This window comes from Bacillus sp. B-jedd (assembly GCF_000821085.1).
Classification (GTDB): domain Bacteria; phylum Bacillota; class Bacilli; order Bacillales; family Cytobacillaceae; genus Bacillus_D.
Genome location: NZ_CCXR01000001.1, coordinates 519371 through 541208 on the forward strand (window position 1 = coordinate 519371; position 21838 = coordinate 541208).

At 46.7% G+C, this 21838-nt stretch carries 23 protein-coding genes and 1 other annotated feature; of the genes, 8 read left to right on the forward strand and 15 right to left on the reverse strand.

The annotated features are described in order from the left end of the window. Window position 1 precedes the first annotated feature (1 nt). The 3 genes from BN1002_RS02525 (at window position 2) to BN1002_RS02535 (ending at window position 2466) form a co-directional block, all read left to right on the forward strand. The gene (locus BN1002_RS02525; protein WP_048823477.1) at window positions 2–658 is read left to right on the forward strand and encodes a PspA/IM30 family protein; all 657 of its coding nucleotides are present in this window, start codon (window positions 2–4) and stop codon (window positions 656–658) included. Window positions 659–1068: 410 nt separating this feature from the next. After that, on the forward strand, window positions 1069–1692 hold the full coding sequence (locus BN1002_RS02530) for a GNAT family N-acetyltransferase (protein WP_048823478.1): 624 nt from the start codon (window positions 1069–1071) through the stop codon (window positions 1690–1692). A 198-nt stretch (window positions 1693–1890) separates the two neighbouring features. Next, window positions 1891–2466: a hypothetical protein gene (locus BN1002_RS02535; RefSeq protein WP_148362718.1), complete on the forward strand. Its 576-nt coding sequence runs from the start codon at window positions 1891–1893 to the stop codon at window positions 2464–2466. Between the two features lie 765 nt (window positions 2467–3231). Here the strand turns inward: BN1002_RS02535 and BN1002_RS02540 are convergent. Further along, window positions 3232–3693, reverse strand: a complete 462-nt coding sequence (locus BN1002_RS02540; protein ID WP_048823480.1) for a GNAT family N-acetyltransferase — start codon at window positions 3691–3693, stop codon at window positions 3232–3234. A gap of 177 nt (window positions 3694–3870) precedes the next feature. After that, window positions 3871–4224, reverse strand: coding sequence for a hypothetical protein (locus BN1002_RS02545; protein ID WP_048823481.1), 354 nt, complete (start codon window positions 4222–4224; stop codon window positions 3871–3873). A gap of 203 nt (window positions 4225–4427) precedes the next feature. On the opposite strand from BN1002_RS02545, the gene BN1002_RS02550 reads away from it, so the two are divergent. Next, window positions 4428–5117, forward strand: a complete 690-nt coding sequence (locus tag BN1002_RS02550) for a polysaccharide deacetylase family protein (RefSeq protein WP_048823482.1) — start codon at window positions 4428–4430, stop codon at window positions 5115–5117. Between the two features lie 62 nt (window positions 5118–5179). Here the strand turns inward: BN1002_RS02550 and BN1002_RS02555 are convergent, their stop codons facing one another. The 6 genes from BN1002_RS02555 to BN1002_RS02580 form a co-directional block, all read right to left on the reverse strand. Next, window positions 5180–5485, reverse strand: coding sequence for a hypothetical protein (locus BN1002_RS02555; RefSeq protein WP_048823483.1), 306 nt, complete (start codon window positions 5483–5485; stop codon window positions 5180–5182). Continuing rightward, on the reverse strand, window positions 5478–5855 hold the full coding sequence (locus BN1002_RS02560) for a hypothetical protein (protein WP_048823484.1): 378 nt from the start codon (window positions 5853–5855) through the stop codon (window positions 5478–5480). Before BN1002_RS02560 ends, BN1002_RS02555 begins: the two co-directional genes overlap by 8 nt. After that, complete coding sequence (locus BN1002_RS02565; protein ID WP_148362719.1) at window positions 5856–6068, reverse strand: hypothetical protein; 213 nt, start codon at window positions 6066–6068, stop codon at window positions 5856–5858. 16 nt (window positions 6069–6084) lie between these two features. Beyond that, window positions 6085–6474: an Hsp20/alpha crystallin family protein gene (locus tag BN1002_RS02570; RefSeq protein ID WP_048823486.1), complete on the reverse strand. Its 390-nt coding sequence runs from the start codon at window positions 6472–6474 to the stop codon at window positions 6085–6087. A 150-nt stretch (window positions 6475–6624) separates the two neighbouring features. Next, window positions 6625–6870: a hypothetical protein gene (locus tag BN1002_RS02575; protein WP_048823487.1), complete on the reverse strand. Its 246-nt coding sequence runs from the start codon at window positions 6868–6870 to the stop codon at window positions 6625–6627. 33 nt (window positions 6871–6903) lie between these two features. Further along, window positions 6904–7380: a hypothetical protein gene (locus BN1002_RS02580; protein ID WP_197072727.1), complete on the reverse strand. Its 477-nt coding sequence runs from the start codon at window positions 7378–7380 to the stop codon at window positions 6904–6906. A 215-nt stretch (window positions 7381–7595) separates the two neighbouring features. After that, window positions 7596–7813, forward strand: a binding site (T-box leader). A 143-nt stretch (window positions 7814–7956) separates the two neighbouring features. Here BN1002_RS02580 and BN1002_RS02585 point away from each other — a divergent pair. Together BN1002_RS02585 and serA are read left to right on the forward strand one after the other, a co-directional pair. Next, on the forward strand, window positions 7957–9120 hold the full coding sequence (locus BN1002_RS02585; protein WP_048823489.1) for a pyridoxal-phosphate-dependent aminotransferase family protein: 1164 nt from the start codon (window positions 7957–7959) through the stop codon (window positions 9118–9120). A gap of 17 nt (window positions 9121–9137) precedes the next feature. Then, a complete protein-coding gene (gene serA, locus BN1002_RS02590) occupies window positions 9138–10724 on the forward strand; it encodes a phosphoglycerate dehydrogenase (protein WP_048823490.1) in 1587 nt (528 codons plus the stop codon). A 63-nt stretch (window positions 10725–10787) separates the two neighbouring features. Here serA and BN1002_RS02595 read toward each other — a convergent pair whose 3' ends face one another. The 5 genes from BN1002_RS02595 to BN1002_RS02615 form a co-directional block, all read right to left on the reverse strand. Next, window positions 10788–11909 carry an HAD family hydrolase gene (locus tag BN1002_RS02595; protein WP_048823491.1) on the reverse strand — a complete coding sequence of 374 codons (1122 nt, stop codon included), beginning with the start codon at window positions 11907–11909 and terminating at the stop codon, window positions 10788–10790. 175 nt (window positions 11910–12084) lie between these two features. Beyond that, a complete protein-coding gene (gene dcuC / locus BN1002_RS02600) occupies window positions 12085–13509 on the reverse strand; it encodes a C4-dicarboxylate transporter DcuC (RefSeq protein WP_048823492.1) in 1425 nt (474 codons plus the stop codon). 284 nt (window positions 13510–13793) lie between these two features. Then, on the reverse strand, window positions 13794–14714 hold the full coding sequence (rihC, locus tag BN1002_RS02605; protein WP_048823493.1) for a ribonucleoside hydrolase RihC: 921 nt from the start codon (window positions 14712–14714) through the stop codon (window positions 13794–13796). After that, window positions 14711–15604 carry a ribokinase gene (gene rbsK / locus BN1002_RS02610; RefSeq protein WP_048823494.1) on the reverse strand — a complete coding sequence of 298 codons (894 nt, stop codon included), beginning with the start codon at window positions 15602–15604 and terminating at the stop codon, window positions 14711–14713. Before rbsK ends, rihC begins: the two co-directional genes overlap by 4 nt. Before the next feature lie 433 nt (window positions 15605–16037). Next, window positions 16038–17117, reverse strand: a complete 1080-nt coding sequence (locus BN1002_RS02615) for a CdaR family transcriptional regulator (RefSeq protein WP_048823495.1) — start codon at window positions 17115–17117, stop codon at window positions 16038–16040. A 440-nt stretch (window positions 17118–17557) separates the two neighbouring features. Between BN1002_RS02615 and BN1002_RS02620 the strand changes: the two genes are divergently transcribed. Next, on the forward strand, window positions 17558–18694 hold the full coding sequence (locus BN1002_RS02620) for a glycerate kinase (RefSeq protein ID WP_048823496.1): 1137 nt from the start codon (window positions 17558–17560) through the stop codon (window positions 18692–18694). 21 nt (window positions 18695–18715) lie between these two features. Further along, entirely contained in the window at window positions 18716–20059 is a 1344-nt protein-coding gene (locus BN1002_RS02625; RefSeq protein ID WP_048823497.1) for a GntP family permease, read from the forward strand. Window positions 20060–20166: 107 nt separating this feature from the next. On the opposite strand, the gene BN1002_RS02630 is transcribed toward BN1002_RS02625, so the two are convergent. Then, window positions 20167–20895, reverse strand: coding sequence for a class I SAM-dependent methyltransferase (locus BN1002_RS02630; protein ID WP_082036088.1), 729 nt, complete (start codon window positions 20893–20895; stop codon window positions 20167–20169). A gap of 129 nt (window positions 20896–21024) precedes the next feature. Continuing rightward, on the reverse strand, window positions 21025–21636 hold the full coding sequence (locus BN1002_RS02635; RefSeq protein ID WP_048823498.1) for a hypothetical protein: 612 nt from the start codon (window positions 21634–21636) through the stop codon (window positions 21025–21027). Between the last annotated feature and the right edge of the window lie 202 nt (window positions 21637–21838).

Genomic DNA, 21838 nt, shown 5'->3' on the forward strand with positions numbered 1-21838 from the left:
CATGGCATTATTTAAAAGGATAAAAAACATCGTAACAGCGGATTTACATGAGGCACTGGACAAGTGTGAAAATCCAATGGCAATGCTCCAGCAGCATTTACGCGAAATGGACCAGCAGGTGGCTAAAGCAGAAAAGGCGTTAGCAGGGCAATTTTACTTAGAGAAAAGGTATGAAATTTTGCAGGAAGAGGCTGAAGCGACAGTAGCTAAACGTGCCCGTCAGGCAGAGCTGGCTGTTGCAAAAGGCGATGATGCCGTGGCGAAAATCGCTCTTCAGGAAAAAATCGCCGAGGAAGCCAAATTGCAGATGCTCAAAGAACAGGCAACATTGACAAAAGAAAATACCGCCAAGCTTGTGGAACAAATTGAAAAGCTGAAAGCCGAATACCAGGACTTCCAATTCAAAAAATTGGAGCTCGAATCAAGAGTCCATGCGGCAAGATCAATCAAGCAAGGCCAGGAAATGCTGTCTGCATTTAAGTTTGAAGGAACGTCAAAAGGACTGGCAGGAGCAAGAGAATATGTGTACAAGCTTGAAGCAGAAGCAAAAGCCGGCGAGCATTTCCACCAGGTTGCCATTACGCCGTCTGTATCACCATCATTCCAGGCAGAAGTCGAAAAGCAATTTGAGGCCCTAAAGCAGCAACGGGCAGAATGAATTCCACATAATAAAGGATGAAACCCACAATTCCAGCAGGATTCCTTTAAATTAAAACAGTCGGCTTTTTTGCCGGCTGTTTTTGTTAATCATCCTTAAAAATCTGGATTACTGGTTTATGGGGGGAGAAATGTTATCCTATATAGGTTGAACTTAATAATTACGCCATATAAATTAAAATAGCTGGTTGATTGGAGCTCAGGCATGTAGACTCCTGCGGGATAGAGCAGCAAGGGGAGACCCCGCAGGAGCAAAGCGACGAGGAGGCTCCACTGATGCCCCGCGGAAAGCGAAATGCCCGGAGTGGAAATCAACCACCTCGTTCTCCTTTGAATACCGATCTGTAAATTCAACCTATTTTTTATTGAAATATTATATAAAACACGTAGAAACACTGAAAGGTGATAGAAGTGGACAAAATCGATTTAATTAAGGGAAGCATCCAGGATTTACAAAAGGTTTATCCCCGTTTTACGGAAGATTTCGCGCCTGAAGAACAAAAAAGTTACCGTCAGCTTGAATCCCTTTTAAAGGAAGGAAATTATCAGCTGCTTTTTGCAAAAGACAACACAATTGAACAAATAATAGGTTATGCATTTATTTATGAGTTCGCCACCGTGCCTGCAATTTGGATTGATTACATCGCGATTCATGAAGAGCATCGCGGCGGCGGGTATGGCTCTCTCTTCTTTAAGAAAATTGCGGACTACAGGCAGAATGGGATTGGGGTTTTCCTTGAGGTGGAGATACCGGAGGCCGAGGAGGGAGAAAACAGGACCATTCAGCTAAGGCGGATTTCCTTTTATGAACGGCTCGGGGCTAATAAATTGGATGTTCCTTATCTCCTGCCAACGATAAATGGCGGCTTTCCAATGTATCTCTATTTCAAAAGCACTGATCGTGTAAATATATTACGAAAAGAACAAATCCAGGCAGCCATCACAGAAGTCTACAAACAAATTCACTCCGACCTGGAAAACACAGCGTCCATCCTCACCACCTTCATTTCTGAAATTCATGATGAGCATCTATAGTGCGGAAAGGGATGGTTCCTCTTTTCTTTCGGTTTCCGAATGAAGCGCTGGAACCGTCCCCTTGCTTCAAATTAGTTATTGCAAAATTTTGGTTTTGTGATTAATCTAGTTTTATGATGGCGAGTTTGTAAATTTTTGGGGGATGCTTCTTTGTTGAATTTATTTTTTGTTTTTTTGTTGGCTGTAGGTGTTTATTTTTTGATAAAGGATTTTCTATCTTTGAAAAAAGCTGCAGAGCTGTCGGCTGAAGCGCTTTATCCAGTTGGGGAACAGTTTGCGAATGTCTTTACGGATCGGGAATGGAAAGAGATGAAGCCAATCTCGAAGCATACGAAATCGTACCGGATTGTCAAATGGGGGACAGCGGCAGCGCTGGTGTTTGTTCTTGGGATGGCAGGAATTGTTTTTCTGACAGATTTGGTTTCTTCTTCTATTTTCAGCCTGGTTTATATTTTTTACTTTTATATGAGCGCCATCAGGCATCCGGGAAACTTCTTTATTTTGCAAAAAGGAATCATCCTGGACAGCAAATACATATCTCCGTCGTCAATCAAGGAGTTTTCTGTAGAAAAAATCCGGCGCTGGCATGCTTTGTATGGATACCATTCAAAAGTAAACAATGGCTTTAAACTATCATTTTCCTTTAAAAACAAGCTGATCCCATCCAGCTTCGTGGTCATTGCGGAGGAGAAGGACCTCGATGAGATCATTAAACTGCTAGAAGCACAGGGAATCCTCGGGAAGCTGGAGGAAGAAGAAAAGTTTGCGAAATAAAGGACGAAGTTTCTTATATACAAGGCTCAGTTAAAGATGAGTATTAATTAGAAGTTGATTGGAACGGAGGGGACTGACTCCGGCGGGATGTAGCGGCACGTGGAGACCCCACAGGCGTCTAGGACTCGGCAATCTGTCCCAACACGGGACAGATTGGGACAGACCATCATGAAAAAATCGGCACTCTGTCCCAACACGGTACAGATTGGGACAGATCACCAAGAAAAAATCGGCACTTTGTCCCAACACGAGACAGATTGGGACAGACCACCAAGAAATAAACGGAACTCTGTCCCAACACGGTACAGATTGGGACAGACCACCATGAAATAAACGAAACTCTGTCCCAACACGGGACAGATTGGGACAGATCACCATGAAATAAACGGAACTCTGTCCCAACACGGGATAGATTGGGACAGACTACCACGAAATAATCGGCACTCTGTCCCAACACGGAACAGCTTGGGACAGATCACCATGAAATAATCGGTACTCAGTCCCAACATGGGACAGCTTGGGACAGATCCCCATGAAATAGCCGGCACTCAGTCCCAACACGAATCAGTTTGGAACAGATCTCCATGAAATAATCGGCACTCTGTCCCAACGCGGAACAGATTGGGACATACAACCATGAAATAAACGGCACTTAGTCCCAACACGGAACAGTTTGGGACAGACCACCACGAAATAATCAGGAATCTGGGACGGTTCCGCTGCTTCATTCGAGATTCGAAAGAAGCGTCGGAACCGTCCCCATTTTTACATGTGCCCTATGCTAAATTTAGGAAGCTTGTATTCCATGATGGTGGATATGGTGCGGAAGCCCAGCTTTTTGTAGAGGTTTTTAGCGGGGTTGCCGGCAAAGACGTTTAGTTGGACGGTGTAGATCCCATTCGCGTAAAGCTCTTGCATAGCCGTCTGCATTAATCTTTTGGCGATTCCTTTATTTCTGTGGTGCGGGAAGACGTATAAATGAAAAAGGTGGCCGGTCAATTCGCCTGTCAATTGGCTCAAATCCCTTCCAAGCAAAATCCAGCCCCGTAAATCACGACTTTCTTCATCAATCAAATAATAGGCGCCATTTTTGATGAGAGTGGAGAACATCTCATAGGAATTCCAGCCATGATTCGGGGCGTATCCCGCTGTGCTTTCCTGCACGACATTCCCTGAAAGTCTCAATATATAATCTGTTTCCGCCTGATTTGTTTTTCTGATGGCCATAGCACACCTCAATGAATAATTGGTCTCTATTACTATATAAAGTAACCAGGCTGAGGGTGCCGCCCCTTAAAAATCAAACTGCCTGAACCCCCCGGGTCCAGGCAAAGTGAGGCTGGGGATGGTTCCGCTGCTTCCTTTGTGTCCTGAAAGAAGTGCTGGAAGCGTCCCCCTGCTTCATTATGAGATTTGGGCTATGTATTCCGGGTTGGGTTGCTGTTCGTCCTTGCCTTGGACTTTGTCGATTTTGTCGACGAACATGCCGAAGACTCGTTTTTTTTCTTCGAGATCTTTGATTTCAGATTTTAGCTTGTTGAATTGTTCTTCGAATGGCTTGTGGTAGATTTCGCGGATCGTGCGGATAATCTCTTCGTTTACGGTCGATTGGCTGACCTGTTTAGTGATGCTGAATTTGTAGTTGTAAACCATGAGTTCCTGTTTAACCTTCTCGTATTCCTTGTCTATTTCCGCAAGCAAATCGAGAATTTCTTCCTTCCACTCATTCAATGATTTTTTTAGGTATGATGAATCCATGGCTTGGTCTCCTTTTGCAAAATTTGTGATAGATTAAGATAAAAATATGTCCCTAAATTTTAACATGCAAAAATTACAGTTGTTTTGCTGTGAGATTACAGTTTGAACTTTCATATTAAATACTAGTAACAGAGAAATATAGACATTAGGGTTCAAGGAATATTTTGCAAAAGAAGAATAGGGTAGGAATGGAGATTAATCTTATGAAAATGAAGTTTGTTGTTTCGGCACTGCTCGTTATGTTCCTATTGTTTGGGACGTATAAGTTAATGAATGCCAGGGCGTTTCAATTATTCGGCGGGCTAGTTTCCGAGGTTAAGACAGGTGAAAAGGAAGTCGCGCTGACATTTGATGATGGGCCGAATTCAAATGTAGACCCACTCCTGCAGCTGCTGGACAAATATAATGCGAAGGCAACCTTCTTTTTGATTGGAAAAGATATTGAAAAACATCCTGAAGAAGCTAAAAAGCTTGTTGAGGCCGGCCATCAACTTGGTAATCACACCTATTCACATGAAAGAATGGTCTTTAAGAGCCCATCTTATATTAAAAGTGAAATAGAAAAGACAGACCAATTAATCCGGGAGTCCGGATTTGACGGAGAAATCGATTTTCGGCCGCCTAATGGGAAAAAGCTTGTTGGCCTCCCGTATTACCTGAAGAAGAATCAGCGTGAAACGATCATGTGGAGCCTTGAGCCAGACAGCTATTATGAAAAAGCTTCGGAAAAGGTAAAGTACGTGAAGGAAAATGTGGAGCCGGGTTCAATCATTTTGATGCATCCGATGTACGGCCAAACAGAAACCGAGCTTAAAGCCGTTGAAGGGATATTAAGTGGACTTACCGAACTTGGGTATAATTTTGTGACGGTTGAAGAGCTGCAAAGTAAATAAAAAACTGATGGTTCCACCTCTTCGTACGGGATCCGCATGAAGCGGTGGAACCTTCTCCTTTCTTACTCCTCCTTAATGTCGGCTGATTGTTGTGCCGCGGCTCGCTGGATGTATTGCGTAAGTGGGTCGAGGCTTGGTTCTTCGGCTGGATCATAGTGGAAGGCGTCGTTCGAGTCCTTCTCTTCCAATAGGGCGAAGAGGTCGTGGATGTCTGCGTGGTCGCCGGAGACTGTGCCGAAGCCCTGGCTGTGCTTTTTATAGCTGGTGAAGCCGCTTGGGAGGTTGTTGCCGAGATTGACGCAGGAAGAACCTTCGACAGTGCCGATGTTTATTTTGCCAATAAAAAATGCCGGGGAAAATTTATTCATGTGCTTTATCCTTTCCGTCCGTGACTGAATACGCTACAGGGTCGCCGTTAATCAGAATTTGAATATCCTGACCTCGATCTGATTCAGGCAGCGTCAAAGCGAATCCGCTTCCTTGTTCCCGTGTTTTTCCCTTTGGCTGCACATTTGGTGAAAACGTATTTCCCATATTCAGCATCCCGCTTAATTCCTTGATGTCGAGCCGATCAAGATGAAAGGCAAGTTCATCGAGATTCATCTCATTTAAGTGGAAGTCCTGTATCCGGATTTCAAAATGAATGCGGGCGTCCGGCTTGTCCTGAAGAACCTTTTCGAGCCTGTCCATTCTTTTTGCAAAAGAGTTCAATACTTCTGAAATATTTTCTGCCGTCATCTAACTCAAATCCTTTTTTTGGCGCTGTTTTGCCTTAAGCAGAAGAGCGGTATTAAGATGGGCGCTGCTGTTTTCCCCTTTTATGGAACCAAACCCTTCATTTGTTTCCAACGTGCTGAATCTGCCTTTCTGTCTGTTTGTCCCAATAAACAGCCCGGAAGAATGGCTGAGTCTCTCTATATTCATTCCGCTATATCGAATGACTGTCATCATTATCCTCCTCTCCGGTTTAGTTGGAATGTGACGATTGCTGCAAAGGGACTTCTATTGTTAATATGCCATGATCCATTTTTGCCTGTATGTGTTCGGTTAAGCAGCCGCGGGGAAGCTTGATGGCTCTTTCAAAAGCACCATGAAAGCGTTCCTGGCGAAAGACTTTTATTTCTTCATAATCAAAGGGAGGCAAGATTTTCCCGCTTATGATGATGCTGCCGGAACTAAAGCCCAGCTTTACATCACCCGGACTGGCTCCCGCCAAATCGGCAGAAATAAATAAGGAATCCCGTGTACCGTATACATCGACCCTCGGACCGACCATTGAAGACACCTCGGTTAGCAATTCAATGAAATCGCTGCCCAATGTTTTAGCAATATTGGAACGGCGTCCACTTTTCCTCATCTATTCACACCCTTTCAAAACAAAAGGTTTCACTACTACTTATATGTCCAAAAAAGCCTGTCATGCCAACAAGTTCCATACCCCCGCCTGAAAAGGGAAGAAGCAGAGGACGGTTCCTTTGCTTCTTCCCAACCCTATTCTGCTTCTGAATTAAATCGTTTGGCCCTGCGCACTTGGGGAGATATTGGCATTGTTCATTTGGCCATCGATCATGTCGAAGTCGTTGATAATGGATCCGTTCGCTGTATTTATGACATTGCCCGCGAAAAATCCCTGGCCGTTATTGACTTTCCTGTGGGCGGCCCAGCCTGGGAGCTGGTTTTGGCCAACAGCCACAGTTGAATTCGTATTCTGGGAATTAATGTTGATTGCTCCAACTCCGAAGGTTATGGCCACCTAAGTCCCTCCTTATAAGCCCAAGGGAAGTAATCAAAATTGACTGAAATGGTTAATTTGTGAATCAATGATATCCTGATCCGAAATATAGGCAGCGTTCTTTTCATTCTGTATCCTGCCAATCAATCTTCCTTGCCCCGCATTTCTTTTACTGTGAGAGCTCCAGCCATTAAGGCCGTTTTCTCCAACTGTCACGGCGGCGGAGGAATCAAGGACATTGACGTTGATCCCAACTATATCAACATGGTTTTGATTGATATTCTGGCCGGGTTCGATAATGCTGATTGCATTGCTGTTAATCGGCGTATCCACTAAATCATTGTCGATAACATAACTGAAATTTCCGCACACATGCGAATTGGACACCGAGCCAAAGCCATAGTTCGTTTTTCGATGGGAAGACCAGTTATTCGCATAATTTATTCCGACAAAAATTCCGGAAGCCGTATCAATCGCATTTACATTCACCTGATTGACCATTACCCGGTTCCTGATTTTATTCTGCGCCATATCCATACCAATCCCCTGGTTTCATGAAAATGTATAATGTAAAATATGCGAAAATAAGAAAAAAGTTCGAAAACAGGGCGGGGGGAGGAGGAAGGTGCCGGTTCTGCTGCTTTATTCGACACCTGTAATAAAACTAAAACGCTGAATTTTCGGATTATTTTTCTGATACCTCTTTACAAAGAATGGTTAAGGGGTTAGAATCGTCTTTAATATTTAAAAAGGTGATGACGAAGACGGAGGCAGGAAAGTTCTCCAGAGAGTCGGTGGAAGCTGTGAACCGATGCTCTTTCCTGTCATGCCCAGCCCTTCAGAACCGGTCCGCAGAAACATACAGCAGTATGCGGACACGGCGAAAGCCGTTATCCTTCCCGAGGTTACTTTTATCATTCCAGTAACAAACGAGGGTGGCACCACGTAAAACCACGTCCCTCATAACACGACAAATCCGTCTGTTATGGGGGGCGTTTTTGTTTTTTTCGAAGTGAGAGTGAAGCAAAGGGACGGTTCCGCTGCTTCTTTCGGGTATCGGAGGAAGAGCTGGAACTGTCCCCTGCTTCAAAATAAGGAGGTAAAGTGATGTTCTTTGATGAACGTTTTTTGTTTACGCCGGGCCCGACACCTGTGCCTGATCGAGTGAAGGCGGCGATGAATCGTCCGATGATTGGGCATAGGGGAGAGGCGTTTCCTAAGCTTTTGGAGGAGGTTTCGACGCGATTGATGCCGGTGTTTGGGTCGAAAAGTCCGGTGACGCTGATTTCTGGAAGCGGGACGGCAGCGCTTGAGACGGCTGTTGTGAATGTGGTGGAAGAGGGCGACTTGGTTGTTGTCATTGTGACAGGGGCATTCGGGGAGCGCTTCGCAGCTATTTGCGAGGCTTTCGGTGCTAATGTGCGCCGGCTCGAAATAGAATGGGGAAAAACGTGTTCCGGAGAAGAACTCGCGCTGTTTCTTAAAAAAGCTGGGGCGGGGGTCAAGGCCGTTTTTGCCACCTATTGTGAAACATCAACTGGCGTGTTCAATCCAATCAAGGAGCTTGGTGAAGTCACAAAGCGCTATACAGATGCGCTGTTCATCGTTGATGGAGTTAGCTGCATTGGCGCTGTCCTGGCCAATATGGAGGAACAGAATATCGATATCCTTGTGGCCGGTTCGCAAAAAGCGATGATGCTGCCGCCTGGCCTTGCGTTTATCGCCAGCAACGATCATGCGAGGGCCGTTATGCAAAAGTGCCGCACAAAAAGGTTTTATCTTGATTTGAACAAGTATCATGCTTCTTTTGAAAAAGAGTCCCAAACGCCTTTCACTCCCGCTGTTTCCCTGATTTATGGGGCGCTTGAAGTGTGCGAACTATTTGAGGAGGAAGGATTCGAAAATACGGTTGGACGCCATCTGCTGCTGCGCGATATGGTCCGTGAGGGAGCGAGAGCTTTGCAGCTGCCGCTTCTGGCAAGCGATGAGGATGCATCGTCTACGGTAACAGCTATCGTAACAAATACTGGACCGGCGAGGCAGCTGAAGAAAATGCTTGCAGACGAATTCGGTATCATGGTCGCCGGGGGACAGAAGAAGCTGAAAGGGGAAATTTTCCGAATTGGCCATATGGGCTACTGTACTCCATATGACGTACTGAAAGTTTTGGCAGGAATGGAAATGGCCCTTCAGCAGCTCGGCGGTGGAAATAAACTCGGGGCAGCTACTGGTATGGCACAGGAGGTTTGGCTGCACCGGCTTGGAAAATAAGGGAGGAGATTTGCATCATGTTTAAAGTACTTATTACCGACAGTATCCGGGATAGCGGACTTCGCGCTTTGTATGAGCACCCGCTGTTCACAGTAGATAAGCAAATTGGCCTTCCGCATTCTGAACTCGTTGCCATCATAAAAAACTACGATGCGCTCATTGTGCGGAGCCAGACAGAAGTTACTGGCGAGGTCATCCGGCAGGCGGACCGCCTTCAGGTGATCGCGCGGGCAGGAGTGGGAGTCGATAATATTGATGTAAATGCCGCAACGAAAAAGGGAATCATTGTCATCAACGCGCCAGGCGGGAATACAATTTCAGCGACCGAACACACACTTGCGATGCTGCTCGCCGTGGCAAGGAATATTCCTCAGGCCCACCGGCTCACAACGGAAGGGGAGTGGAACCGGGGAGCCTTCCAGGGGGTTGAATTGTACCGGAAGACCATTGGCATCATTGGTATGGGGAAAATCGGCACGGAGGTGGCGAAGCGGGCGAAAAGCTTCGGGATGGAGATTCTTGGCTTCGACCCGTACTTTACCGAGGAACGGGCCGCCAAGCTTGGAATCAAGAAGGCGACTTTGGATGAAATCGCAGAGGGGTCTGATTTCATCACCCTTCATACCCCTTTGACAAGTGCGACGAAAAACCTTATTGGCGAAGCATTTTTGCAAAAAGTAAAGCCGGGAGTGCGTTTCATCAACTGCGCCCGTGGCGGCATTATTGATGAAGATGCGTTAGTGAAAGCAGTGGAAGACGGCAGGGTGGCGGGAGCGGCGCTCGATGTATTCCAGACGGAACCGCCAGCAAACAAAGGGCTTCTGGGAAATCCAAGAATCATCATGACACCCCATCTCGGCGCCTCGACAGTTGAAGCCCAGGAGAAGGTCGCTGAGGAAGTTAGCGGTGAAATTGTTGAAATCCTTGAGAAAAAGATTGTCCGCAACGCTGTGAACATGCCGCAGATCACAAACGAATCCCTGCAAAACCTGCAGCCATATTTAAGGCTCGGAGAACAGATGGGCCAGTTGGTCATCCAGCTTCTGAATGATGCGCCGGATAAAGTGGAGATTGATTATTACGGTGATTTGATTAAAGAAGATACTGACCTCGTTTCACGGTCGATGATAAAAGGGCTGCTGGCGCATCATTTAGGCGACTCCGTCAATCTAGTCAACGTGCTGCATCTCCTGAATGAACAGGGCGTCCCGCATACGATCCGCAAAAACACGAAGAATAAGGGTTTTGCGAATTACATTGAGGTAACCGCCCATCACGGCCAGAATTCCGCCTGCATCGGAGCGACAGTATTGAACGGCTACGGGGAAAGGATTGTGAAAATCAATCAATATCGGATCGATGTAAAGCCGGAGCGGCATCTGCTGTTCGTGAACCATCATGACATGCCGGGCATGATTGGCAAAGTCGGGGCGCTGCTTGGTAATCATCAAATCAACATTGGCACCATGCAAGTCGGAAGAACCGACATCGGAGGTGACGCCATCATGGTCCTCACCCTCGACAAGCCTATTGACCAAAATGTCCTCAAAGGCCTAACAGCCATCGAAGGCCTAAAAGAAGCACAGCTGCTCGAAGCAAAGTGAAGAAGGGGACGGTCCCGCTGCAACATTCGGAATACGAATGAAGCGCTGGAACTGTCCCCTGTCTCATAATATGTTGTTAATTTCGAGGACATTTTCGAGGATGTAGTCCGCTTGGTGCTGTTCGAACTGGCTGCGTGCTTTTGCTCCGGTCAGGCCGGTGAGCACGGCTGCGAATTGACTGCCCATTTCTCGAGCAGCGAGCAGATCTGCGAGTGAGTCGCCGACAACGAGGACGTCACCGCCGTTTTCAAGCGGCAGCGGCTTTTTCAATAGACTGTCCACGCTGTTTTTTTTGCCAATTAGGGCTTGTAAATAAGTAAAAGGATGCGGCTTGGCCAGTGAAGTCTTTCCGGCTAGCTGGCGCTCGGCCTTTAAAACATCATCCGCGGTAGAAATATTAGTTTCATTAAAATATTCAATCCAGCTGAGCTGCTTAAAAGGTTGAATGGTTTCAAGCTCGGGCCTGCCGGTTCCGATTCCAAGCGCAATTCCTTTATCGATCAAGCCAGCGAAGAGCCTCTGGATTTCCTCTTGCGGGCAAAGCAGTTTTTCATTGGCCAGAAAGCCTTTTTTACCAGTTTGAACGGATGGCCGCCCAGTCGACTGGAGTACATGTTCATCACCGACGTACCATTCCTGGGAAACATGCTCCCCGACGGACCAAAGGGCAGCTTTTCTCTGAAAAACGGACGTCTCAATTCCAAGCTTCTCAAAAGCAAGAACGTCGAGGTGCCGGAACAAGCCCCGTTTTGTTTCATTCGTCTTTTGAAAGGCCTCTAAAAGTTCTCCGAAATTAAGCTTGTTGTCATATCTTTTCAATTCAGCCCCGATTTCCATCAACGCAGATCGGTCAAACCCTTGGTTGAACCACTTTTCAATTTTATCCGTATCGTCGATTTGAGTGAGCAGCTGGATGAGGTGGTAGCTGAAGGTTATGTAAATCATATCCCAGTTCGCATTGAGCCCGCGGGATTTCAGGAATGACAGAATCGCGTCTTTTTGAAATACATCAGCGCGGATGGCGGCGATTTCTTCCTGAGTAAAATCTGTCCGGAACTTTTCGGGCGCGAGTCCAAGATAATTTTCGCTCATCAACATTTCCCACACAGTCAGCGCTGAGGCATCAAAATAATGCTCTTCACTTAGCAAAACCCCGTCCACATCAAATAACACTGTCCTTATCATCAGCCATCCCCCTAAATTACCTTTTCCCTAATGTACCACAGGAAATCGGTGGATTCTATAAGCAGAGTGATGCAGTAGAAACGGCACTGCTTCTTTCGAAACCCGAATGAAGCGCTGGAACCATGCCCCGTTTCAAAAAGCCCCCGGCAGTTTTAGCTGCCGGGGGCTTTGGGTGTTATGTGAATAATATCATCGATAGGATGAACATAAATACGACGCCTGCGAACATTGGCACGGATGTGCGTTTGACGATGTCGATTGGGTCTTTTTTAACTGTGCCAGCGACGATGAGGACGACGGCAGCAACTGGTGAGACCGCTCTGACAAGGTTTCCTGCCAAGCCCATTGGGACAGCGATGGCGATTGGGTTGATGCCTGCTGCCTGCGCCAAAGGCACAACGAGTGGGATCATGGCGAAGAATAACGCCAGTCCGCTTCCGCTAAGCATGACGATCAAGGTGGTGACGCCTACCAAAATCAGCGGCAGAACAAAGTCCATGCCTTTTCCCTGTGTATGTTCCATCGATTGCTGAAGCGCATCGATCAGGCCGATCGACTTCAATCCTGTTACGAAAACAGAGGCCGCGACTAGCAGGGCCACGATGGACATGGCGCCGCCCATTCCTTTAAAGAAAGCTTCCGTATCCGAAAGGACTTTTTTATCGCCTTTGTTACGGACAAGTTCAGCAATAATCGCCAGGATAAAGGAAACGAGTGTGGCAACTTCTACGCTGACTGTGATTGCCGCGCCAGTGGTCATCTGGATGGCATAAGCAGCAAGAAGCAGGACGATCGGGAAAATTGGCAGAAGCGCGTAAACAAATTTGTACAGCTTGCCACCCTGGATTTCTTCCACTTTTTCCAATTGGATGTTTTCAGCCGAATCTCCTTTGGCAGCAGCCTTTTTATCCATCCTTCTTTGCCAGAAGAAGTGGACGACGGCGATAAAGAGCAAAGTTGGAATCGAAACCATTGCATGATATTTGAAAACATAGTCAGTAACGGAAAGATTTTTAAACATGTCATACTTGGCAAGTTCCTGGGCAATCGCAACGTTATCGCTTCCAAGCGGAGTCGGAATGATGGTTGCGGATGTAGCGACAATCGCAGCCGCTGTCAGTGTAGACATCCCGGATCTTTTCAAAACAGGGAATAACGTCGCCAGCAAAATGATCGCCAGGTTGGACGCACTCGGGATAACGAGTGAAAGCAGGTTGCCGAGCAGGAAGACGACCGGAACTAGAACATAAACCGATTTGAATTTAGAAATAGGCTTCGTCAAGACGCTGACTGTTACGTCATTTGCGCCAATCTTGGACATGTAGGCAGTATAGCCGCCGAGAATCAGGATAACGAAACCGGCAGCAGCGAATGTTTCTTTAAACTGCTGGACGATAACTTGAAGCGGATCCAATAATATAGAGCCTGTCGAAACGAAATCTTTGACAGCGATTTCTTTACCCATGGCAACGCTGATCAAAATGAGCAGAATACCCATCAGGAAGAGGGTGATTTTAATATCCATCTTTTTTATGAGCATGTAAATGACGACAGCGACCGCAAGAGCGGCAACTGCATACATGATTAAGTTAGCAGTCATTTTCTATTTCCCCTTATTATAAAAATAATGATGCCTTTGGCTTTTCTCTGATTCCATGCCAGCTTCAAGGGTAATGCTTCTATATAAATTTACCTTACCTTTTTCACGTTGTTTGACCTGTGCTCCAGGCACTTCGCTTTCCGTGGGGCGCCAGTGGAGCCTCCTCGTCGCTCTTGCTCCTGCGGGGTCTCCACCTTGCCGCTGCATCCCACAGGAGTCTACGTGCCTTCCGCTTCGGTCCTACTGGCAATTCTTGAGTTTAAGTTATATAGCTGTGAAATTTATTAAATACACTTTTCAAGGCTTGAAAGGAACCATTCTTTGAACATTTTCGGATCGACATCGATCGTTACTTTTGCATTTGGCGGCATGCCGAGGTAGCCTTTCAGGTCAACAACAGTGCAGCCGGAAGTCAATGATCCGTTCACTTCAACATCGACGAACGTTTCGGCTACTTCATACATTTCCGGTTTTAAAAGATAGGCAATCGCACAGCTATCGTACATTTTCAGTCCGGTTTTCATGCTGCCGCCTCGATAATTACTGAAGAGGTGGTAAAGCATATTTCCGGTTTTATTCATATTTTTCAGCTTTTCGCTGTCTTCAGGGTAGACAAGCGCTTTCAATCCAACGTCAAGTCCGACCATCACAATTGGCAGCTCGCTTTTAAAGACAATTTTTGCCGCCTCAGGATCGGCGAAAATATTGAATTCAGCCATGACGCCGGCATTTCCTCTCGAAATAGAACCGCCCATCAAAACGATTTCAGCGATATTCTTCTTCACTTCAGGGTAAACTTTCAGGAGCAGCGCAATGTTGGTCAGCGGCCCAATTGGAACGATTGTGATCGGTTCCTTGCTGGATATGATTGTGTTATACATCGCGTTAACGGCATTCTCTTTCAAAAGAAGATCACCAGTCGGCTCTTCGAATTCATAACCGCCCATTCCTGTTTCACCGTGAACGTTGCTTGCATCAATTGCAGCCCTGATCAATGGACGGTCCGCACCCTTAGCGACGGGGATATTTTTGCCAAAGAACTTTAAAAGTTTCAAAGCATTCTTCGTTACATTTTCAATTCCGACATTCCCGCCAACAGTTGTAATCAGGCGGACATCCAGTTCGTCGCTGTACAGCGCTGCTGCTATCGCAACAGCATCATCAATTCCGGGGTCTGTATCAATAATAATTGGCCGTTTTGTCATTTCACCGCTACCTCCATTTTTCTAAAAGTCTTGACTTCATTAATTGTCGGCATGCCTTTTTGCGCTCCAAGCTTCGTCGTCGACAAGGCGGCAACCGCATTGCCGAACTGGCATGCTTCCTCGAGTGACTTGCCGGTTCCGAGTGCGTAAGCAAGGCCGCCATTAAAGGAATCGCCGGCGCCTGTTGTATCAGTTGTTTCAACTTTATAGGCAGGAATTTCTACTTCGGCTCCGTTAGCGAAGAAGGAAACTCCCTTGCTTCCTTTTGTCAAAATTACTTTATCCTGTATTGCTTGTTGCGCCATGTTTTCTGTGAGCTGTGTATATTCGTGCTCATTTGGCGTCAGGTAGGTGACCTGCTCGATTAATTTAGCCGGCAGCGCGCAGATGGGGGCAGGGTTTAAAATCACGGTGATATTTTTTTCCCTGGCGATTTCCACCGCCTTTTCCACACCATCCAATGGAGTTTCCAGCTGGACGATCAGGATATCGCTTTCAGAAATGACCTCACGCTTTGACTCTACAAAATCAGCAGTGACATACCGGTTCGCTCCAGGGACAACGGTAATTCGGTTGTCATTATCAGAAACGAGGATAGTGGCTGTGCCAGTTGAATCTGTAACCGGTTCCACATTGGATATATCGATTCCTTCATTTTGAAGATGCTGCATGAGGCTTACGCCGAAGCTATCATTCCCGACACAGCCAATCATCTTTACTTGCGCCCCAAGCCTCGCAGCTGCTACTGCCTGATTGGCGCCTTTTCCGCCGGGGTTCATGATAAACTGTTGGCCGATCAAGGTTTCACCTTTTTTCGGGAGCTTGGCAGTAATGGTGACTAAATCCATATTGATACTGCCAACAACAGTTATTCTGGGTCTGATGTCCATCCCCATTTCCCTCCTCTTGAAAATCATGATGTACCTTTGTTCAAATCGTTCATCGGTGCAAAACCAGCGTCTTGCCGGCTGCTCCGGTTATATGGTTTTTCCTTTTGATGCCGCTTACTTAAGGCCTAAAGGCTAGGAATAAGTGGCGGACCGCATAGTCTCTGTCATTATTTTTCCCTTTTGGAAAGTGTTTTATCCAGAAACGTATCTTGCAGCGGCTTGATTTTATTAGGTTTTAAAGGAGTAAAAAGTGTAACCGGATGTATTATGAAAATAACACTGATGTAGGTAACCGGTTACACATTCAAAGTTTACAATCTCACCCCATCGTAAGTCAACACAAAATTACAGGTAATATCTTGAAGTGGGGCAGGGGGACGGCCATGCTGCATCATTCGGGATTCGAAAGAAGCGCTGGAACCGTCCCCCTGCTTCATTTATTTAGCCAGATGAGCATTTGGAGGGCGAAGGCGTCTTTGAAGTTTTGGGGGTCGAAGCCGCTTTCTGTTTTGATTTTGTTGAGACGGTAGATAAGGGTGTTGCGGTGGATGTAGAGCTTGGCTGCAGCGTCTTTTATGTTCAGGTTTGCATCGAAGAATGCCTGAAGAGTATCAAGCTGATTTTTTAGTTCTCCGCGCAGGACTCTTTCGGTAAACTGCTTGGCTAGTTCAGGGTCGATTTGGTGAATGAGCGCTTCCGGTTCGATTTCAATATAAGAAATCATTCTCTTCTTAGGTGGGCTAATGGCAAGGGCCATTTCGCATTCCTGATATCCGCGCCGAGTTTGCAACAGGGAATCATAGACGGGGCTGAAAGCGAGCTTAAAGTCGATTTTCAATTTTTCCAGCTCATCATAGAGTTTGTTCAGCTTTTTCATCTGCTCCTCATTGGACACTTCGGTAAAAAGGAGAAGCAGCTTGTTGACATCGGCGTATGAGGCAAGGATGTTTCTTTTGCCAAGAATCTCTTTCGTCTTTTCAATCAGCATATGGCGTGAAAAGGAGTCATTGCCAATCTTGATCAAACTGACGGCGTAAGGGCCAATCAGTTTTAAATCAAGTAAGCCAAGCCAGCGGTCAATATTTTTACTATCAGGCATTTTCTTTAAAAGTTCCTCAATAATCATTTCTATCGTTCTTTGCCGCCATTCGGACTGTGAAGCCATGTACGACTGTTTGACAAGGAGCTCAGCCATCATTTTAACGAGCCCGCCGCGGTCACGAAGGATTTCTGGATTGCCAGTAATCCCGATGACGCCTGCCACCCGGCCGTCCAAAATGATTGGCAAATTAATTCCCTGCTGAGTCCCGCGGAACTTTTCGATATTTTCCTCAGTAATTTCAACCGCCAGGCCAGTCCGGACAACCTCCAGCGCCCCTTCGTGAATGGTATTCAGGCGTGAGGGATCACCGGTTGCGATAATTAGCCCACTTTCATTCATCACATTTATATTCAGATTCATTATCTTGGACGTTTCCTTTACCAGCATTCCTGCAATCTCCCGAGTGATCATGACAATCCCCTTTTTGTTTATACTGTACAAAAAAAGCTTACGAATCTACTAAATGTTTGTATTTTACATCTAACGCCAATCAGAATCAATGGTAGTATAATAGGATTAATTGAATAACATATTGAAAACGTTTTCTTCTATTGTTATATGCTATATTGCGATAATAGTAAAGCACAATTGAGTTTTTTCAGGAACTTGCCCATTCTTTTGCAAAGGCGATGTTATCCTTTATTGTTGATTTCCACTCCGGGGACATGCTTTCCGCGGGGCGGACCGTGGAGCCTCCTCGCCGTCGTCGACGTCTGTGGGGTCTCCACGTGCCGCTGCATCCCGCAGGAGTCAGTCCCCTCCGTTCCAATCAACTTCATTGATATTCAAAACTCACCTTTAAGTGAGCCTTTGCAAAAAGGAATTGAAGAAAACAGCGAGGAGGGAACTAAATGAAGATTGTGATTGCGCCTGATTCATTCAAAGGCTCTTTATCTGCCTTGGATGCAGCGAGAGCAATTGAAAAAGGCGTAAAAAAAGCTTGTCCGAAAGCCTCGACAGTTTTGGTGCCTTCAGCTGATGGAGGGGAGGGGACAGCGGAAAGCCTGATTGCAGCCACGGACGGGCGGATGGTTGAAGTGATTGTCAGCGGACCGCTGTTGAAGCCGGTCAAGGCGTCTTACGGAATACTCGGTGACAAGGCGACATGCGTGATTGAAATGGCTTGTGCATCCGGGTTGAACCTGATTGCCCCCAGTGAGAGAAACCCGATGGTGACGACTACTTATGGCACCGGCGAATTGATAAAAAGAGCACTTGATGACGGTTGCAGGAATTTCATTTTGGCCGTCGGGGGAAGTGCCACGAATGATGGCGGGGCTGGAATGCTGCAGGCATTGGGCATGAAGCTGCTGGATTCGGAAGGGAAGCCGGTCGGACCTGGAGGCGGTGAACTTTCGCGCATCCGGACGATTGATGACTGTGATTTTGATGAGAGGATCAAGGAAGCGTCGTTCCTGATTGCCTCGGATGTTCAAAATCCGTTCATCGGCCCTGATGGCGCCTCCCATGTATTTGGCCCGCAAAAAGGGGCGACGCCGGAAATGGTCGATGTTCTTGATCGGAATTTGGCGCACTGGGCTGATTTGATCGAGCTGAAAACCGGAATTCGTCTGCATGAAAAATCAGGTGCTGGCGCGGCGGGCGGCATCGGTGGAGCCTTTCAGGCATTTTTCCCCGCCGAAACAAAGCGGGGAATCGATATTGTCATTGAATATACAGGGCTGCGAGAAAAGCTGGCCGGCGCTGACTGTGTCTTCACCGGTGAGGGACAGACAGACTTTCAGACGGCTTCGGGGAAAACGCCGATGGGTATCGCCCAGGAAGCTAAGAAGCTTAATATACCGGTATTTGTATTGGCTGGTTCAGTCGGAAGAGGAATTGACCAGTTGTATGAGCATGGCGTGTCAAGTGTCCATAGCATCCTCAACTCGCCAATGGGCCTGGATGAAGCAATGGAAAGAGGGGCCGAGCTTTTGGAATTTACCGCGCAGCAGGTTATGCGCACGTTTATGGCAACAAAGTTTTAATGAATAGATGGAGGGAATGCTATGCTATTATTCTTTGTTTTATTAATTGGCGTTTTATTAGTTGTCATTGCTACCACTAAATTTAAAATCCATCCTTTCCTGTCACTGCTGCTGGGTACGTTCTTTGTCGGATTTGCATCAGGCATGCCCCTGGCAAAAATTGTTGAGAACGTCAATACCGGTTTCGGGGGTCTGATGGGAGGAATCGGGCTGGTCATTGTTTTCGGGACTATTATTGGTACCATCCTTGAAAAATCGGGTGCCGCGTTTAGGATGGCGGAGGTTGTCCTGCGTGTAGTAGGTCCGAAACGTCCGCAGCTGTCGATGAGTCTGATTGGCTATATCGTATCGATTCCCGTTTTCTGTGATTCCGGTTTTGTCATTTTATCAAGCTTGAGAAAAGCACTTGCCAAGCGCGCGAAAGTCGCTGTGGCATCCATGTCCGTTGCCCTTGCGACCGGCCTTTACGCGACCCATACACTTGTGCCGCCAACGCCGGGGCCGATTGCTGCGGCTGGGAATATCGGTGCGGGTGACTTCCTTGGGACTGTCATTCTGATTGGGCTGATTGTTGCGATTCCAGCAACAGCCGCGGGTTATTTCTGGGCTGTCAGAGTAGCGAACAAAATTGAAGCTGAAGATGATGGTGAGGATTTGAATTACGATGACATCGTCAAGTCATTTGGGCGGATGCCTTCTACTTTCCTGTCCTTTTTGCCAATTGTCCTGCCGATTGTCCTGATCGGTATCGGGTCGGTTGTTACGTTTCAAAAAATGACTGGCGGCCTAGCGAATTTCCTCATATTCCTTGGCTCACCACTCGTTGCGTTGCTAGCTGGCGTCATCGCCGCTTTTGCCCTTCTGCCAAAATACAATGAAGAGACAATGACGAAGTGGGTGGGGCAGGGCCTGGTTGAAGCTGCGCCAATCCTTCTTATTACCGGCGCTGGAGGCGCTTTTGGCAACGTTATTAAAAACACCGGGATCGCTGAAGCCATTCAAGGCTGGTCCATTGGTGACACATTTACCGGTGCATTGTTCCTGCTGATTCCGTTCTTTATCGCCGCCGCTTTAAAAACGGCACAGGGATCTTCAACAGCAGCATTGGTAATCACCTCATCACTCATTGCGCCAATGCTCCCGGCACTCGGCATCGAAGGCGCGGTACCTTTGGCGTTAGTCGTGATGGCAATCGGCGCAGGTGCAATGACCGTCAGCCATGTAAACGACAGCTTCTTCTGGGTCGTCACCCAGTTCACAGGCATGAAAGTAACCGATGCCTATAAAGCCCAAACAGCAGCAACCTTGCTACAGGGACTTGTCACCATCGTAACATCCATGCTCCTTTGGGCCATTCTCGTTTAATGAAGGCCGCCCAGGGGAAAGCGTGTCCCTGGAAAAGGATATAAAAAGGCTTGCAGCCGATGTTCGGGACTGCAAGCCTTTTTCGTTTTGAATACGGATGTGAAGATCTATTTTGAACAGGTGAAAATCCTGTAATCCAATATTCCCTGGTACTTCGTCATGATGAGGAAATGCTGGTTCATGACTGCGAACAGTTTGGGCTCGATATGCTGTGAGTAATGGAATTCCGTCGTGGCATTGTTTTGGAGAGTCGGCTGGGCTTGCGTGCGGATTTTAATGTTTTTGAATCCAGCCTGTTCCAATAGTCCGACCCAATCTGCCTCCAGTGGCAGAGAATCGAACCCATAAAACTTCTTTATTTCGTCCTCCATCACGTTACCGGGTTTTTGGTTAATGGTGAGTTCGTTTCCGATAAATCTTCCTCCTGTTTTCAGCAGACGGAATATTTCATTGATCGCCTTTGGTTTATTGACAAAAGCTAGGACAGATTCGGAAAGAATGATATCGAACGATTCGCTTTTCAGAGGAAGATTTTCAATTGAGCCTTGGATGATTTCGACCGGCAACTTGTGTGTGGCCATTCTCTGCTTTGCCTTTTCAACCATAATGGGGTTAATGTCTACGCCTGTAACAATGGCCCCATACGTGGAAGCGAGATACGCCGCTGTTTGCCCGGTTCCGCAGCCCGCATCCAAAATCCGTGATTCCGCATTAATCTGCTCCATCATCAGAATTTCCTTCGTCAGGCTAATCCCGCCCGGATGAGCCCCACCAACCCCAAACTTGGACAAAAAATCTAAATAAATCGAATCCCGAATCGGAACCACCTTCTCCATTCAACTTATACGCATCATATGTAAAGAATAGAAGAGGGGTTCCAAGATGAGGGGAGGGGACCGTTCCGTTGCTTCCTTCTGGACTGAAAAGAAACACTTGAACCGTCCCCCTGCTTCCTTTGTCAGGGTCTATTGTTTGGCTGCCCCGCTGAATAGGGCTTTTACGGATGCCAGAAAAGAGGGCTTTTCTTGGACTGATTTTTCCTTGATCCTTATAATGGTCCAAATATTTTTTTCTTCATTTGCGTCAGTGACCAGTTCGATGCCGAAGTTCTGGCAAAAAGCATGCATATCTTCATAATCATAAAAATAGTTTTCCGGATCATCGATCGGCGCTTCAAACGGAAAGGGTGCTCCCGCGCATTCCAGGCCGTTCGTATCTTCACCGCAATTGAAGCTCCGTACAATCTTTCCATCCTGATGGACACTCAAATGATACGTATCCACTGTGCTTTGTCCCATCGCTTGAATCGCGGTCACGTTAAAAACTTGGGATAGCTCATTTGCCAGCGACACTTGCTTTTCAAAAGAATTATGGCGGATGGTTACCCAGTTTTCATAAAGGCTTGCGACAGCAAAACAGGAAGGCTCCTCCTTCTGAAAAAAATCAATATCCTCTAGCTGGTCCGTTACGATTTCGGGATTTTCTCTATAAATTTTGCTTAATCTATAAGCCAAAACCTTAATAACATCACTCACTTTATCAGTTTGCAAATGAATCTCATAAATATTAATCGACATGGAGCACCTCCAAGAATAAACTACAAAACTATTCTTCAACAACTGCAGCCGAAAATCCTCTATTTCGGGTACTGGGGCATGAATAAGGCAGGACTGCTGCTTCCTTCGGGACATGAAAGAAGCGCAGGAACCGTCCCTTGTTTCATTGTTGGAAAAAATTGAATCTTATGTTAATACTATTCGTATGTTAGAAAACTGGTAT